Source organism: Pseudarthrobacter sp. CCNWLW207 (assembly GCF_037203945.1).
In the GTDB taxonomy this organism is placed as follows: Bacteria; Actinomycetota; Actinomycetes; order Actinomycetales; family Micrococcaceae; genus Arthrobacter.
Genome location: NZ_JBBCBS010000004.1, coordinates 174,509 through 189,482, shown reverse-complemented (window position 1 = coordinate 189,482; position 14,974 = coordinate 174,509). Strand labels below are relative to the sequence as shown.

The 14,974-nt window shown below is 64.5% G+C and carries 13 protein-coding genes; 3 read left to right on the top strand and 10 right to left on the bottom strand.

Going from position 1 to position 14,974, the window contains the following annotated elements:
* Positions 1-67 precede the first annotated feature (67 nt).
* Positions 68-1,438 (bottom strand): histidine--tRNA ligase, encoded by a 1,371-nt coding sequence (hisS, locus tag V9L17_RS08735; protein ID WP_337351165.1) that lies wholly within the window; start codon positions 1,436-1,438, stop codon positions 68-70.
* Positions 1,439-1,672: 234 nt separating this feature from the next.
* On the opposite strand from hisS, the gene V9L17_RS08730 reads away from it, so the two are divergent.
* From V9L17_RS08730 to V9L17_RS08720, 3 genes are all read left to right on the top strand, one after another.
* Complete coding sequence (locus V9L17_RS08730) at positions 1,673-2,473, top strand: peptidylprolyl isomerase (protein ID WP_337351164.1); 801 nt, start codon at positions 1,673-1,675, stop codon at positions 2,471-2,473.
* Positions 2,474-2,540: 67 nt separating this feature from the next.
* Positions 2,541-4,280: a DUF349 domain-containing protein gene (locus tag V9L17_RS08725; RefSeq protein ID WP_337351163.1), complete on the top strand. Its 1,740-nt coding sequence runs from the start codon at positions 2,541-2,543 to the stop codon at positions 4,278-4,280.
* A 111-nt stretch (positions 4,281-4,391) separates the two neighbouring features.
* A complete protein-coding gene (locus tag V9L17_RS08720; protein ID WP_337351162.1) occupies positions 4,392-5,117 on the top strand; it encodes a type IV toxin-antitoxin system AbiEi family antitoxin in 726 nt (241 codons plus the stop codon).
* Here V9L17_RS08720 and V9L17_RS08715 read toward each other — a convergent pair.
* From V9L17_RS08715 to pdxT, 9 genes are all read right to left on the bottom strand, one after another.
* On the bottom strand, positions 4,998-7,391 hold the full coding sequence (locus V9L17_RS08715) for a RelA/SpoT family protein (RefSeq protein ID WP_337348610.1): 2,394 nt from the start codon (positions 7,389-7,391) through the stop codon (positions 4,998-5,000). The two genes, V9L17_RS08720 and V9L17_RS08715, sit on opposite strands and share 120 nt — an antisense overlap.
* Positions 7,392-7,525: 134 nt before the next feature.
* Entirely contained in the window at positions 7,526-8,545 is a 1,020-nt protein-coding gene (secF, locus tag V9L17_RS08710) for a protein translocase subunit SecF (protein WP_337351161.1), read from the bottom strand.
* Positions 8,546-10,303 carry a protein translocase subunit SecD gene (gene secD, locus V9L17_RS08705; RefSeq protein WP_337351160.1) on the bottom strand — a complete coding sequence of 586 codons (1,758 nt, stop codon included), beginning with the start codon at positions 10,301-10,303 and terminating at the stop codon, positions 8,546-8,548.
* Positions 10,304-10,406: 103 nt separating this feature from the next.
* On the bottom strand, positions 10,407-10,811 hold the full coding sequence (gene yajC, locus V9L17_RS08700; protein ID WP_337348613.1) for a preprotein translocase subunit YajC: 405 nt from the start codon (positions 10,809-10,811) through the stop codon (positions 10,407-10,409).
* 188 nt (positions 10,812-10,999) lie between these two features.
* Positions 11,000-12,088 carry a Holliday junction branch migration DNA helicase RuvB gene (gene ruvB, locus V9L17_RS08695; RefSeq protein ID WP_337348614.1) on the bottom strand — a complete coding sequence of 363 codons (1,089 nt, stop codon included), beginning with the start codon at positions 12,086-12,088 and terminating at the stop codon, positions 11,000-11,002.
* Positions 12,081-12,725, bottom strand: coding sequence for a Holliday junction branch migration protein RuvA (gene ruvA, locus V9L17_RS08690; protein ID WP_337351159.1), 645 nt, complete (start codon positions 12,723-12,725; stop codon positions 12,081-12,083). Before ruvA ends, ruvB begins: the two co-directional genes overlap by 8 nt.
* Before the next feature lie 90 nt (positions 12,726-12,815).
* Entirely contained in the window at positions 12,816-13,394 is a 579-nt protein-coding gene (gene ruvC / locus V9L17_RS08685) for a crossover junction endodeoxyribonuclease RuvC (protein ID WP_066291703.1), read from the bottom strand.
* Positions 13,395-13,429: 35 nt separating this feature from the next.
* Complete coding sequence (locus V9L17_RS08680; protein WP_337351158.1) at positions 13,430-14,185, bottom strand: YebC/PmpR family DNA-binding transcriptional regulator; 756 nt, start codon at positions 14,183-14,185, stop codon at positions 13,430-13,432.
* Positions 14,186-14,188: 3 nt separating this feature from the next.
* Positions 14,189-14,899 carry a pyridoxal 5'-phosphate synthase glutaminase subunit PdxT gene (gene pdxT, locus V9L17_RS08675; protein ID WP_337348617.1) on the bottom strand — a complete coding sequence of 237 codons (711 nt, stop codon included), beginning with the start codon at positions 14,897-14,899 and terminating at the stop codon, positions 14,189-14,191.
* Between the last annotated feature and the right edge of the window lie 75 nt (positions 14,900-14,974).

Here is a 14,974-nt window from a genome sequence, read left to right as displayed (position 1 = left end):
CAGGCTCGGCGAGTCCGTGTCGAAGTGCCCACGAAGGGTCGCGATTGGGCCCGGGAGGAGCCTGGGGTCAAGCCGGCTGGGCGGATGCCTGGAGGGCAGTGGTGACCTGGACGGAGAGGTCTTCGTCGGACGGTGACCAGCTGGCGGGATCGGCGTCCACCTGCACACCGGTTCGGATGTCCTTAACCTGGTGCTTACCGTGCTCGTCGGTGAACCATACAAACGGAATGCCGCGGCGGTCTGCGAACTTGATCTGCTTGCCGAACTTTTCGGCCTTCGCCGCCACCTCGGTGGCGACGCCCCGGCCGCGGAGCTGTGCCGCGACGTCCTGGGCAGCGCCCCAGCTGTCGTCGTCAGTCAGCGCAACGAGCACGGCTGTAGGAACAGAGCGGGAAGCCTTCGCCAAGTCCTGGCTGAGGATGCGCGAGACCAGACGGGTTACCCCGATGGAAAGGCCGACGCCGGGGAACTTGCGGTTGCCTTTGGACGCCAGTGCATCGTAACGGCCGCCGGAGCAGATGGAACCAAGCTGCTCATGGCCCACCAGGACGGTCTCCACGACAGTGCCGGTGTAATAATCCAGGCCGCGGGCGATGCTGAGGTCCGCAATCACCTTGCCCGGGGCGCGCTGCACCGCTGCCTCGATGACCTGCTCCAGCTCGTTCAGGCCTTCCTCCAGGAGTTCGTTGCTGACGCCGAGGGCGCGGACCCGTGCCGCGAACGATGTGTCTTCCGTGCGGATCGCGGCGAGCTGGAGGGCAGCCTGCGCCTGCTCCTCCGAGGCTCCGAGTTCGGTCTTGAGCAGTTCCGCAACCTTGGCCGGGCCGATCTTTTCCAACTTGTCGATGCTGCGCAGGACCCCTGCAGTGTCATCCAGGCCAATGCCGCGGTAGAAGCCTTCGGCCAGTTTGCGGTTGTTGATACGCAGGCGGAAATCCGGGATGGGCAAGGCGCTGAGGGCCTCGGCGATCACCAGGGCGATCTCCACGTCATAGCGGAACGGCAGTTCGCCGTCGCCCACCACGTCGATGTCAGCCTGCGTGAATTCGCGGGCGCGGCCCTCCTGCGGACGCTCTCCGCGCCACACTTTCTGAATCTGGTAGCGGCGGAACGGGAAGGCAAGGTAGCCCGCGTTCTCTACGACGTAGCGGGCAAAGGGCACCGTCAGGTCGAAGTGCAGGGCGAGGGCGTGCGGATCGTGCCTGCCGGCCTTGGACTCCTCGCCCTCGTCATCCTGGAGGCGGCTAAGCCCATACACCTCTTTATCGATCTCGCCCTTGCGCAGCAGCTGGCCAACCGTTTCGACGGCACGGGTCTCGATGGAGGCGAACCCGTGCAGCTCAAAAACCTTGCGGAGGGTGTCCAGCACATGCAGCTCCACCAGCCGCTCCTCGGGAAGCCACTCTGGGAATCCGGACAGGGAGGCGGTGCGTGCCATGGTGGAATATCTCCTCTGGATGAAGGGCGCCTGGGACTTTGCCGGCATTCCACCCGAAACGGGGCGCGAACGGCGGTTGTCCGGCAACTCATGCATAAACTATGTGCGGCAGTCAGTTTATGCGTCATCCGCCTGCATCTCTAATGTGCGGGTGAGGGCAGTAAATGCTGTCAAAGAACTGCAGGCGCACCGGAACCACCAGGCACGCCGCAGCGGCGACTATCAGGAGGACCATTGGCGGCCAGTTCACGCAGCGCCCGCGAGGCCAAACGGCGCATCCAGCAGATGGAAGCCAAGCGCGAGCTGCGGCGCGAGCAGGAGCAAAGGCGCAAACGGGACAATATTATTGCCGCCGGTGCGGGTGCAGCCGCCGTCATCCTCGCCGTCGTGCTCCAACTCACGGTCTTTGCCGGAAACCCCACGGAAGAGGAATATGCTGCGGCCGAGGCCGGGCTCACCAGTCCGTCCGCCTCCCCCACGCCGTCGGCACAGCCCACTAACGGTCCCAACATTCCGGCGGCGGACACCGCTGCCGGCAAAGTTTTTACCGGGGAAATGACGCTCAACGGGAACGTGCTCGGCATCGAAATCGACGGTACCAAGGCGCCCCAGGCTGCCGCCGTCTTCAAAACGCTCACGGACGAGGGTTTTTACAACGGCAGCGCCTGCCACCGCCTGACCACCGCTGACTCGTTCGGCCTCCTGCAGTGCGGCGGCGCCTCCGCCTCGGCCGACCCGGACTACACCTGGGGTCCCCTCGAAAACACTCCGCCGGACAACACCTACCCCGCCGGAACCATCGCTGTGGCCCGCTCCGGCGACAACGCGTACGGAAACGGCAAGCAGTTCTTCGTGGTCTACAAAGACACGGTGATTCCCGCCGACTCTGCCGGGGGCTATACGGTGGTGGGGAAGGTGACCTCCGGAATGGAAGCAGTGAACGCCATTGCCGCCGCGGGAATCACTCCCGGTTCCAGCGCCACAGACGGCGCACCTGTGCAACCAGTCACGATAGACTCGGTTTCTCTGAAGTAGGAAGCCAGGCCTTCACGGCCACGGTGCAGTACGTGAGTATTTCCCTCCAAGCGAAAGACTTTTAGCGGTGACAGACAGTCAGAAATCCGACGAAACAGCAGCAGACCTGACCGAGGAAACGGCCCCCGTGGCTGAACCGGCAGCGGCTGACGAAGCACCGGCCGAGGAGTCCGCGGTCCTGGAGCCCGGCAACGGGACGGCATCGGTTGAAGATACACCGACCGAGGATGCCGTTTCGGAAGGTGCGCCGTCCGAACCTGCGCCCTCCGATGGTGCACAGTCCGGCGACGCCGTCGCAGAGGAGGCCCCCGCAGCTGCTGAGGAATCTTCTGAAACCGATGCCCCGGCCGGTTCCGCTGAGGAGGCAGCCTCCGAGGCTGTTGCGCCCGCCGCTGCTGCCGAGGCCGCAACCCCGGCCGATTCCGCTCCTGGGGTATCACCTCGGCCATCCGCCGCACCGCGTCCGGCGCCGTCACCGGCCGCTTTCGCGTCCCGTCCTAAGCCGGCAGCTGCAGCTCCTGCCGCGGCACCCGCGCCGGTAGTACCCGCGACGTCTCTGGCCGAGGCTTCGCGCTGGGGCCGCGTCGAAGGCGACGGCCACGTTTTCCTGACCATCGACGGCGAGGAGCACGCAGTCGGACAGTACCCCGGTGTCAGCGACGACGAAGCCCTGGCGTACTTCGCCCGCAAGTTCGATGACATCCTGGCCCAGATCGTGCTGCTGGAACAGCGGGTAAGTTCCAAAGCCCCGAGTACCGACATGCAAAAGACGGTCACGCACCTGCGCGAACAGCTGGCCGAGCGGAACATGGTGGGCGACATCCGTGCCGCTGAGACCCGCCTCGACAATCTTTCGGAACAGGTCAAGGAGCTTGAGAAGACCGAGAAGGCCGAGCACGACGCCGTCCGCACCGCGGAGCTGGCCGCCCGCGAAGCGATCGTTGCCGAAGCCGAAAGCATCTCCGGCCAGGACCCTTCCCAGATCCAGTGGAAGACCTCCAGCGCCCGGATGAACGAGCTGTTCGAAAGCTGGAAGACAGCCCAAAAGAGCGGCGTACGCTTGGGCCGCAGCAACGAGGACGCCCTCTGGAAGCGCTTCCGCGCGGCGCGCACCGTCTTCGACCGCCACCGCCGGGCCTACTTCTCCCAACTGGACAGCAACAACTCGGCGGCAAAGACGGCCAAGGAGAAGCTGATTGCAGAGGCCGAGGCCTTGTCCACCTCCACCGACTGGGGCTATGCGGCGGGTGAATACCGCCGGCTGATGGACGAGTGGAAAGCCTCGCCGCGCGCCAGCCGAAAGGATGACGACGCCCTGTGGGCACGCTTCCGCGCGGCCCAGGACGTCTTCTTCACGAACCGGCAGGCCGCCAACGAAGAGATCGATCAGGAATACGCGGCCAACCTCACCGTGAAGGAAGCACTCCTCGTTGAGGCCAATGCCATCCTTCCGGTGAAGGACCTGGCCGCCGCCAAGAAGGCACTCCAGTCCGTCCGCGACCGGTGGGAAGAGGCCGGTAAGGTTCCGCGCGCCGACATGGGCCGCATTGAAGCCGGCCTCCGCAAGGTGGAGGACGCCGTCCGCCACGCGGAAGAGGAAAACTGGCAGCGGTCCAACCCCGAGACCAAAGCGCGCACCAACAGCGCGCTGTCACAGCTGGAAGCCGCCATCGCGGGTCTGCAGGATGACCTCGCCAAGGCTGAGAAGGCCGGCGACCAGCGTAAGATCAAGGCCGCCAAGGAAGCCCTTGACGCACGGCAGGCATGGCTGGACCAGATCCAGCGCTCGGCCAGCGAACTCTCCTAGGCGGCGGCCCTTCAAGGGCGTGACGGCTGGACACGCAGGTCCGGTTCCGGTTATCCACATAACCGGAGCCGGGCCTGTACTCGTTTGCGGGCAACCCGGCAGGATGGCTGAATGGCCACTCCGTCCCCTTCGCCCGCCGTTGCGGCAACTGTGCCTGTACCTGCCCTCCCCCGGTTCCCCGAACTGTACTCACCGGGGATGCCCTTCACGTGGCCGGAACTTCAGGCGATGGCCGGTGATGGGGTACTCAGCCAGTTCCATCAGCATGGCTATGCCCTCCCAGGCGTTGCTCCATCGCCGCAGATGAGGGCACGGGCGGCGGCCAACAGCGTGCCTGCAGCCATCAGACAACGTGTGGTCGCCGGGCGGATGACCGCAGCCTGGATCTATGGGTGCGCCGGCGAACCTGACCGGTTGGCCCTGCTCGTGGATGCCAAGCGTCGCATCTCCAGCCTGCGAAACACCCGAGGGTGCACGCTGCACGAAGTCAGGCTGGGGCCATGCGATGTGGTCAGCCTGGGTGGCCTGATGATCTCCAGTCCGCTCCGCACAGCGCTGGATATCGCCTTGCACGTGGACGCCCAGCGCGCACTTCCAGTGTTGGATGCGCTGCTGTCCCGGCCACAGAACGACGTCCGGCTACGCCTGCTGGTCCTGGCCATCGAGTCCACGCCGCGCGTGCCCCACAAGCGCTCTGCCCTGGAGAAACTCGCCCGCTTAGCTCCGGCGCTTGTTGCCGGTAGTCCGGTAGACGTCAAAAACGCCGTCGATCCGCCGGACAGCACTGAGGACGTGGCTAAGGTACTTGGGATCGCCCATCTCGAAGGCGAACCGTGAGATGGCTACCCGATCCGTGGAGGTGTGTACGCTCGCGGCCAGAATGTTCACGTGGTTCTCTGAAAGGACCCGGGTGACATCAGACAGCAGCGATTTGCGGTCCAGCGCTTCGACCTGGATCTCCACCAGGAACACACTCGACTGCGTGGGTGCCCAGTCGACGTCCACGATCCTGTCTGGCTGGTCCTTCAGGTCCGAGATGTTGGTGCAGTCGGTGCGGTGTACGGACACGCCGGAGCCGCGCGTGACGAATCCGAGGATCGGGTCCGGGGGTACGGGAGTGCAGCAGCGCGCCAACTTCACCCAGACGTCGCCAACGCCGCGCACTACCACGCCGGAATCAGAGAAACGGGTCTTGGCAACCTGGGTGGGGATGCTTACTTCGGTGATGTCGTCGTCGGTGCTTTCGCTTCCGCCGAGGCTCTCCACGAGCTTTTCCATCACCGATTGCGCTGACGTGTGACCGTCTCCAACGCCGGCATAGAGGCCGGAGATGTCCACGTACTTGAAATCTTCCGCCACCGCGGCCAGCGCCTCGTGCGTCATCAGGCGCTGCAGCGGCAGGTTTTGCTTGCGCATAGCGCGGGTCAGTAGTTCCTTGCCGCGGTCGATCGCCTCTTCGCGGCGTTCCTTGCTGAACCACTGGCGGATCTTGTTCCGTGCACGGGCGCTCTTGACGAAATGCTGCCAGTCCTGGCTGGGGCCGGCTCCTTCGGCCTTCGAGGTGAAGATCTCCACCCAGTCGCCGTGGTTCAGTTCACTGTTGAGCGGGACCAGCTTGCCGTTGACGCGGGCACCGATGGTCCGGTGTCCCACCTCGGTGTGGACCGCGTAGGCAAAGTCAACCGGAGTGGATCCGGCGGGCAGGGCCATCACCTCACCCTTGGGCGTGAAAACAAACACTTCACGGGCGTTGATCTCGAACCGGAGCGAATCCAGGAACTCCCCGGGATCGGACGTCTCCTGCTGCCAGTCCACCAGCGACCGCAGCCAGCCCATGTCACCGTCGCGAGGGCTGCCCGGGCCGGTGGCCGTGCGGTTGGGCTGGTCCTTGTACTTCCAGTGTGCGGCCACGCCGTATTCTGCGCGGCGGTGCATCTCGTGGGTCCGGATCTGGATTTCCACCGGCTTGCCGCCAGGCCCAATCACCGTAGTGTGCAGGGACTGGTACATATTGAACTTCGGCATCGCTATGTAGTCCTTGAACCGCCCCGGCAACGGGTTCCAGCGCGCATGCATGGTCCCCAGCGCCGCATAACAGTCCCGCACGGAGTCCACCAGCACGCGGACACCCATCAGGTCATTGATGTCATCGAAGTCTTTGTCCCGGACCACCATCTTTTGGTAGATCGAGTAATAATGCTTCGGCCGGCCGGTAATCGTGGCCTTGATCCTGGCGGCCCGGAGGTCCTCGGTGATCTGGTCGCGAATGACGCCCAGGCTCTTCTCGCGCTCCGGGGTGCGGTCGCCCACCATCCGGACGATTTCCTCATAAACCTTCGGGTAGAGGGCCGCGAAGGACAGGTCCTCCAGTTCCCATTTGATGGTGTTCATGCCCAGGCGGTGGGCAAGGGGTGCGAAGATCTCCAGGGTTTCGCGCGCTTTCCGCGCGGAGGATTCAGCGGAGACGAATCGCCACGTGCGGGCGTTGTGAAGCCTGTCCGCCAGTTTGATCATCAGGACGCGGATGTCCTTGGCCATGGCCACAACCATTTTGCGAACGGTCTCGGACTGGGCTGCTTCACCGAAGCTGACCTTGTCCAGCTTGGTGACGCCGTCAACGAGCATGGCAACCTCGGGCCCGAAGTCCCTCTTCAGGTCCGCCAGCGTGTAGGGAGTGTCTTCCACGGTGTCGTGGAGCAGCGCAGCTGCCAGCGTGGTTCCACTAAGGCCCAGTTCGGCCAGAATAGTGGCCACGGCAACCGGGTGGGTGATATACGGGTCACCGCTTTTGCGTTTCTGCCCGCGGTGGCTTCGCTCGGCGACGTCGAAGGCCCGCTGGATGAGGTCGAAGTCCTCTTTCGGGTTATTGGCCCGGACGGTCCTGAGCAACGGTTCGAGGATGGGTGAATAGGTGGCCCCGCCGCGACCGGTGAGCCGTGCCAGGCGCGAACGCGTGCGTTCGCGCCTTCCAGGGAACGTGGGCCGGGCCCCCGAGTTGTCGACGGGGACGGCCTGTCCTGGGCGTGCGGCAGGGACCAGCCCGGTTTGCGGTCCGCGGCCCGGACCGTTATCTCCGTCTGCCGTTGGCGCCGACGCCGAACGTTCTTCCAATGAAGCACCCCTCACGACCCGTTTAATTACCCCAGTCTATTCCCCGATCAGCACACATATGTAACCGGCGATTAAATGCGAAGGGGCCGGCCGGCATCAGTCTCCTGATGCCGCCGGCCCCTGTGCTTCGGGTGTTAGGCCTGGGCGGGTTCGGCTGGAGCGGCGGCCTTGGACGCCGCCTCGTTCCGCCGGTGCTCCACGCGCTTGGCCTGCTTCACAAGGTCAGGTTCATTCTGGCGCAGCCAGGCATACATGGGGGCTGCCACGAAGATCGTTGCCGCCGTCCCAATAAGGATTCCGACGAACAAGGCCAGCGACAGGTCTCTGAGCGTACCCGCACCCAGCAGGCCCGCACCGATGAACAGGATGGCGCCCACGGGGAGGATTGCGACCATCATGGTGTTGATGGAACGCACCAGGGTCTGGTTCACCGCGAGATTGACCTCCTCGCCAAAAGTCCGGCGGGTGGACGCATCAAGATCGGCGGTGTTTTCGCGGATCTTGTCGAAGACCACCACGGTGTCATACAGGGAGTAGCTGAGTACGGTCAGGAACCCGATGATGGCCGAAGGTGTCACCTCAAAGTCGCTCAGGGCATATACCCCGGCGGTGATGAACATCGTCACCGCCATCCCGGCGATGGCTGAAAGGGACATCTTCCAGGTCCGGAAGTAGAGCGCCATGAGGAGCGCGGCGAGTACCACGAAGATGACCAGGCCGATCAGTGCCTGCTTGGTGACGTCGGCGCCCCAGGTGGGACCCACAAAGGTGGACGTCACCTCGTTGTCAGTGACCCCGTAGGCAGCCGTCAGCCCCTCCTTGATCTTGAGGGTCTCGTCGTCAGTGAGCTTGTCCGTCTGGATACGCATGGTGGTGCCGGCGACGTTGGCCACGCGCGGAATGCTTCCCTCGACGACATCCTGAACGGCCTTTTCGCCCACGGCAGCATCGGTGGTCTTGACGTTCGACACAGTGAATTCAGATCCGCCGCGGAACTCGATGCCCAGGTTGAACCCGCCCTTGGCCACCGGGATAAGGATGGACAGGGCAACGGCCACGGCCGCAATGAGGAACCAGATCTTCTTGGCGCCGACAAAGTCGTACGAGCGCTTGCCTGTGTAGAGCTCGTTACCGAAAGTGGCAAAGCTGGACATTTACTTGTTCTCCTTGGATGCGCTCTTGGAGGAGCCGGTAAGCTGCTCCTGCTTCTCCGCGAGGCGGCGTTCCGCGATGGTCATCCTGCGCTCTGCCTCAGCGGCAGCACCGGCGTTCTTGGCCCGGACCGCAGCAGGCTTCGATTCAGGGGTGCGGAGGCGTCCGGCTCCGCGATACAGCGGCACTGCCCCGAGTTGCTTCGGATCAAGGCCGGAGAACCGGTGGCCCTCGCCGAAGAACCTGGTGCGTGCAAGCATCTGCAGCGTCGGGTGCGTGAACATAAAGACGACAATGAGGTCGGCGATGGCTGTCAGGCCGAGCGTGAACGCAAAGCCGCGGACATTGCCCACTGCCACAAAGTACAGCACGAGGGCAGCCAGCAGGTTGACTGCCTTGGAGGCCAGGACCGTCCGCTTGGCGCGCTTCCACCCGTTCTCGACGGCGGAGACCAGGCCGCGGCCTTCGCGCAACTCGTCACGGATGCGTTCGAAGTAGACGATGAACGAGTCCGCTGTCTGCCCGATTGCCACGATAAGGCCGGCAACGCCGGCAAGTGAGAGCCGGTAGTTTTCGGTCCAGCCCAGGATGGCGATGGCGAGGTATGTCAGTGCACCGGCCACCACCAGCGAGGCGATCGTGACGAAGCCCAGGGCACGGTATTGGAAGAGCGAATAAACCACCACGAGCAGCAGGCCGATCACGCCGGCCAGGAGGCCCATGCGGAGCTGTTCGCCACCCAGTGTCGCGGAAATCTGCTGCTCACTCTGGATCTCGAAGCTGATAGGCAGCGCACCGAACCGAAGCTGGTCTGAGAGCGCCTTCGCCGTCTGCTCGGTGAAGCCGCCGGTGATCTGCGGGCGCCCGTCGGTGATGACAGCAAGGGAGCGCGGCGCGGAGATGACCTGGTCGTCGAGCACGATAGCGAACTGTGCCTTGGGGTCGGTGCCGGTTTCGCCGCCGGCTGCCACATAGAACTGGTTCAGGCGTTCGGTGACCTCTTTGAACTTGGCGGTACCTTCGTCGTCGAACTGGATGTTGACGGCCCACTCGTTGGTCACGGCACCTTGCGCGCCCTGCTGAAGCTGGAAGGAGGAGGTGACAATGTTGCTGCCCTTGACCTCCACCGGTCCCAGGATGTACTTGATCGCCGGAGTGGTGGCCGTTGCGGGCTCACAGGTCACGAGCGGCTTGGCAGGGTCGGAGCGCTCCTGCTTGTCCTGGGACGGGTTGTCGCAGTCGAGGGTCTCGAACTGGCGGTAGACCTCGGGCGTGATCCAGTTGGTGTCGCTGCTGTTGGCGGGTTCCGCCGTCGGCTTCGGCAGCTGGTCCTCAGGCGTGAGCGACTCCGTGGGGACCGCCGCGCCTGCTCCGTTGAGGAGAACAGGGCGGAAGTTCATGTCGGCGGAAGCCTGTATCAGGGCCCTCGTCTGAGTAGAGGGCGTGCCCGGAAGGCTGACCACAACGTTCCGGCCTGACTGGGTGCTGATCTCCGCTTCGGCAACGCCGGAGCCGTCCACGCGTTGGCGGATGATGGCCACCGCCTGGTTAAGCTGCTCCTCGTTAATGTCCGAACCGCCCTCAACCTTGGGCGCCAGGATCATCTGGGTGCCGCCTTCGAGGTCCAACGCCAGCTTGGGTGCCCAGCTGGCCTGTCCGGCGATGGTGCCGCCAGCAAGGACAGCCGTCAGCACAGCGAGGACTACGCCAAGCCAGACGAGTACCCTGAGGCCTGATTTTTTGGGGCCAGTTCGTGCCATTGTCGATCTTTCTCTTATTCATGCCAGGAACCGCCGGTGCGAGCAATTGCTCCCACCGGCGGCAACCTGCTGCCGTAGAGGTGCAGAAATGCGTGAGCGAGGACTAGTTGTCCTTCTTGCCCTCGTCGTTGAGGCGCTTCAGGGTCTCGTCCGGGGTCTCGGGGGCAGCGGCGGCGGTTCCGGCAGTTCCGGCGTCCTGCGTGGTCAGCGAGGAGGCGTCGTCAGGGACAACCGTGGGCTCCTCTTCTGCAACAGCAGCCGGCTCCACGATTTTGGTGACAGCCTGGCGGTGAACTGTAGCGAGGTTGCCGGGAGAGAGCTCGAGCACTACCTTGTTCTCTTCATCGTCCATGGAGACAATCCGGCCAAAAAGACCGAAGCTCGTCATGACCTCAACCCCAGGGGCGAACTGGGACTGCAGCGTTGCTTGCTGCTCCTTGGTCTTCTTGTTGCGGCGGAACATCATAAAGATAAAAATTCCGAGCATGGCGAACAAGACGATGTTCATGGGATCCACAGGGATGCTTCCGATCTGTACTGGCGTATTGGTTTAAGGCGCCGTCCTCTTTGAACCGGGTGGCCGGGCGGCGAACCACCTGGCATCCACCGGTAGCTGCTGGAGCCACCTGCGGGAACAAAGACGCGAACGTGCCGGGCGTCATACCCAGTCTAAAGGGAAAAGCTGAAAGGTCGGCGCTATGGGGTGTTGGGCGCCCAGTTGACGCCGTCTTCATCGCCGTCGCTGTCTGGTTCGAACAGGTCCAGCGGTTCCTGGCTGAACACTCCGGACGGGATGGCGTAGCCGAGGTGGGTCCAGGCCGGGGCCATGGCGATGCGGCCCCGCGGTGTCCGGCCCAACAGGCCTTCGCGGACCAGGAACGGCTCCGCGACCGTTTCCACCGTCTCGGTCTCTTCTCCCACCGCTATGGCGAGGGTGGACAGGCCCACGGGCCCGCCGCCGAACTTGGTGATGAGCGCCTCCAGGACGGCACGGTCGAGCCTGTCCAGGCCCCTTTTATCCACTTCATACATATCCAGCGCGGCGGAGGCTGCGCGGGCATCGATTTGCTCGATTCCATGGACCAGCGCCCAGTCACGCACACGGCGGAGCAGGCGGTTGGCGATACGCGGTGTCCCCCGCGACCGTCCGGCGATTTCGCTGAATCCGGCGGAGTTGACCTTCAGGTCCAGCAGGCCGGCGGACCGCCTAAGAACCAACTCAAGTTCCGGAACGGAATAGAACTCAAGATGGCCGGTAAAGCCGAACCTGTCGCGCAACGGACCAGGAAGCAACCCCGCACGCGTGGTGGCACCCACCAGCGTGAAGGGAGGCAGGTCGAGCGGAATCGCAGTGGCACCGGCGCCTTTCCCCACCACAATGTCCACGCGGAAGTCCTCCATGGCCATGTACAGCATTTCCTCGGCCGGGCGGGACATCCGGTGGATCTCGTCCAGGAAGAGGACCTCCCCTTCGGAGAGGGAGGAGAGGATGGCTGCGAGGTCGCCGGCGTGCTGGATGGCCGGACCGCTGCTGATCCGCAGGGGTGCGTTCATTTCAGCTGCCACGATCATGGCGAGCGTGGTTTTGCCGAGGCCGGGAGGCCCAGAGAACAGCACGTGGTCTGCGCTCCGGCCGCGCATCCGCGACGCCTGCAGGACCAGCGACAGCTGTTTCCGGACACGGTGCTGGCCCACAAAATCGTCCAGGTTCTTGGGCCGGAGGGCAGCTTCGATGGCCCGGTCTTCGGGCTCTTCCACGGCCGCCACCACGGACGGGTCAGCCACGGCTGCCTACGCGGTTGCCGGCCCGCGCGCCGTCCTGGCCAAGCCAGCGGAGCGTGGTCCGAAGGATTTCCGCGACATTGCCACGGAAAGAGACCTCGGGGTCGTCGGCCAATGCCTTCTCGATGCTGGAGGTGGCGTCCTTTTCCGACCAACCGAGGCTGGTCATGGCGGCCACCACCTGGGGCTTCCAGGCGGCCTCGGCCGGGGTGGCTACACTGGCAGCTCCAACCGTTCCGTGCGGCACCAGCTTGCCAGCGAGTTCCAACACGATCCGGCCAGCCACTTTAGGGCCGATGCCGGGCACTTTCGTGAACGTTTTACTGTCGCCGGTGTGGGCTGCAACCCGGATGGCTTCCGGTTCATGCACGGCAAGGACTGCCAGCGCCAGGCGTGGACCCACACCGCTGACGCTCAGCAGGACATCGAAGACTTCGCGTTCGTCGTCAGAAGCAAATCCGAACAGGGTCAGCGAATCCTCCCGGACGATCAGGGAAGTGAAGAGCTTGCCTTCTTCGCCGACGCGGAGGCGGCTGAGCGTCTGGGGCGTGGCGTTGACGCTCATGCCCGCGCCGTTGAGGTCGATCACGGCAGTGGAAAGGCCAACGTGCGCTACGGTTCCGCGAAGGAAACTGATCAAAGCCGGGCTCCTGGTGTACCGCCGGGCTCTTTGGAGCAGAACCGGCTATCCGAACATATCTACGAATACCCTAGCAAGCGCTGCGGCCATTCACCGCGCGCGGCGCGCCTTCGCCTCGGCTTCAGCCCAGGCCCGCTGGGCGGGCGTCAGCGACAGGCTGCCAGGGCCGGTGGTGGCTACTGCGGCGCCGCTGCCAGCACGCCAGGCATGCGTGATGGCCAGCGCCAGGGCATCTGCGGCGTCGGCCGGGCGTGGCGGCGCGTCAAGCCGGAGGATCTTGGTGACCAGTTTGGTCACGGCCTCCTTGTTGGAGTTGCCGCTGCCGGTGACGGCCGCTTTGACTTCCGACGGCGTGTGCAGCGCCACCGGGATGCCGCGCCGGGCCGCGGCGGCGATCACCACGCCGGAGGCCTGCGCCACACCCATCACCGTGCTGACGTTCAACTGGGAGAAAACGCGTTCGACGGCGAGGACGTGGGGTTCGTAGCGGTCCAGCCAATCGTCGATGGCCAGGGCGATGACCAGGAGCCGTTGGTCCAGGGTTTCGTCCGGGGAGGTACCCACCACTCCGACGCCCACCATGGTGGCCCGCCGGTTCCGCTCGACGTCGACGACGCCAATGCCGCAGCGGGTGAGGCCAGGGTCAACGCCCAGTACTCGCAGCGTCACGCTCCGCCATCCGCCCTAGGCCACAAGGAGGAAGGTCACTCTGATTCCAGGGCGGCCTGGACTTCGTCGCTGAGGTCGGCATTGCTGTAGACGTTCTGGACGTCGTCGAGGTCTTCCAGGGCGTCTACGAGCTTCATGAACTTCTTGGCGGCGTCCAGGTCCAGGGGAACCTCCATGGACGGAACGAATTCGGCTTCGTCGGTGTCGTATTCGATCCCGGCTTCATTCAGGGCGTCGCGGATGGCCTGAAGGTCCTTGGGGTCCGAGTGGATCTCGAAGGTGTCGCCGTTGTCCTTGACTTCCTCAGCACCGGCGTCGAGGACGGCCATGAGGACATCGTCCTCGGTGAGCTCCTTCTTGGGCAGGGACACCACGCCCTTGCGGCTGAAGAGGTAGCTGACTGAACCGGGGTCCGCGATAGTGCCGCCGTTGCGGGAAATGGCAAGGCGGACTTCGGACGCCGCACGGTTCTTGTTGTCCGTGAGGCACTCGATGAGCAGGGCCGAGCCCTGCGGGCCGCGGCATTCGTACATGATCTCGGTGTAGTCGACCACTTCACCGGTCAGGCCCGCCCCTCGCTTGATGGCGCGGTCGATGTTGTCGGCGGGAACCGAGGTCTTCTTTGCCTTGGTGACAGCGAGTTCCAGGCTCGGGTTGCCGGCGAGGTCCGGACCACCCATGCGGGCAGCGACTTCGATGTTCTTGATCAGCTTGGCGAACGATTTTGCGCGGCGGCTATCGAGGATGGCCTTCTTGTGCTTGGTCGTTGCCCATTTGGAGTGGCCTGACATGCTTTACGCTTCTCCTCTGATCATGCGGATAAAAAGTTCGTGTACGCGTTTCTCCCCAGTCACTTCCGGGTGGAAGGAGGTGGCCAGCAGTTGGCCTGAACGCACTGCAACAATTCTAGCCGTCCCCGGCAGGGTTGCCGCGTGGGACGCATGTTCCGGGTCGGCCGGCTCCACCTGGGCAAGGACCTCCACGCCGGCGCCGGCGCGTTCCACCCAGGGGCCCCGGATGAAGACGGCGTGCACCGGGGCAACACCGGAATCTGTGGCACTGAAATCCAGGCCCTTGAAATCCAGGTCCGTTTCGAACGATTCTCGCTGGCGCCCGAAGGCGTTGCGGCGGACTGTGATGTCCAGGCCGCCGAAGGTCTGCTGCGGGTTGCCGGCGAGGTCGGTGGCGGGGTCGGCAATCTCGTTGGCCAAAAGGATCATGCCGGCGCAGGAGCCGTAGACGGGGAGGCCTTCGCTGATGCGTTCCTTCAACGGCCCGGCCAGGTCAAAGGCGCGGGCGAGTTTGTCGATGGCCGTGGATTCACCGCCCGGAATGATGAGGCCGTCCAGGCCGTCCAGTTCCTTGGGCCTGCGGATTCCTTCACCGGTTGCGCCGGCGGCCTCCACGGCCCGGAGGTGCTCGCGGAAATCGCCCTGGAGCGCCAGGACGCCGATCCGCAGGCCCGAGCCCACGCGTGCAGAAGCGGCCGAAACGGGGTTTGTCATCCATTCAGCATAATGCGCGAACAGCCGCAGCCAGCGCCGGCCGGCCTGACCGGGCAGGGTTCTATGCCGTTGCTG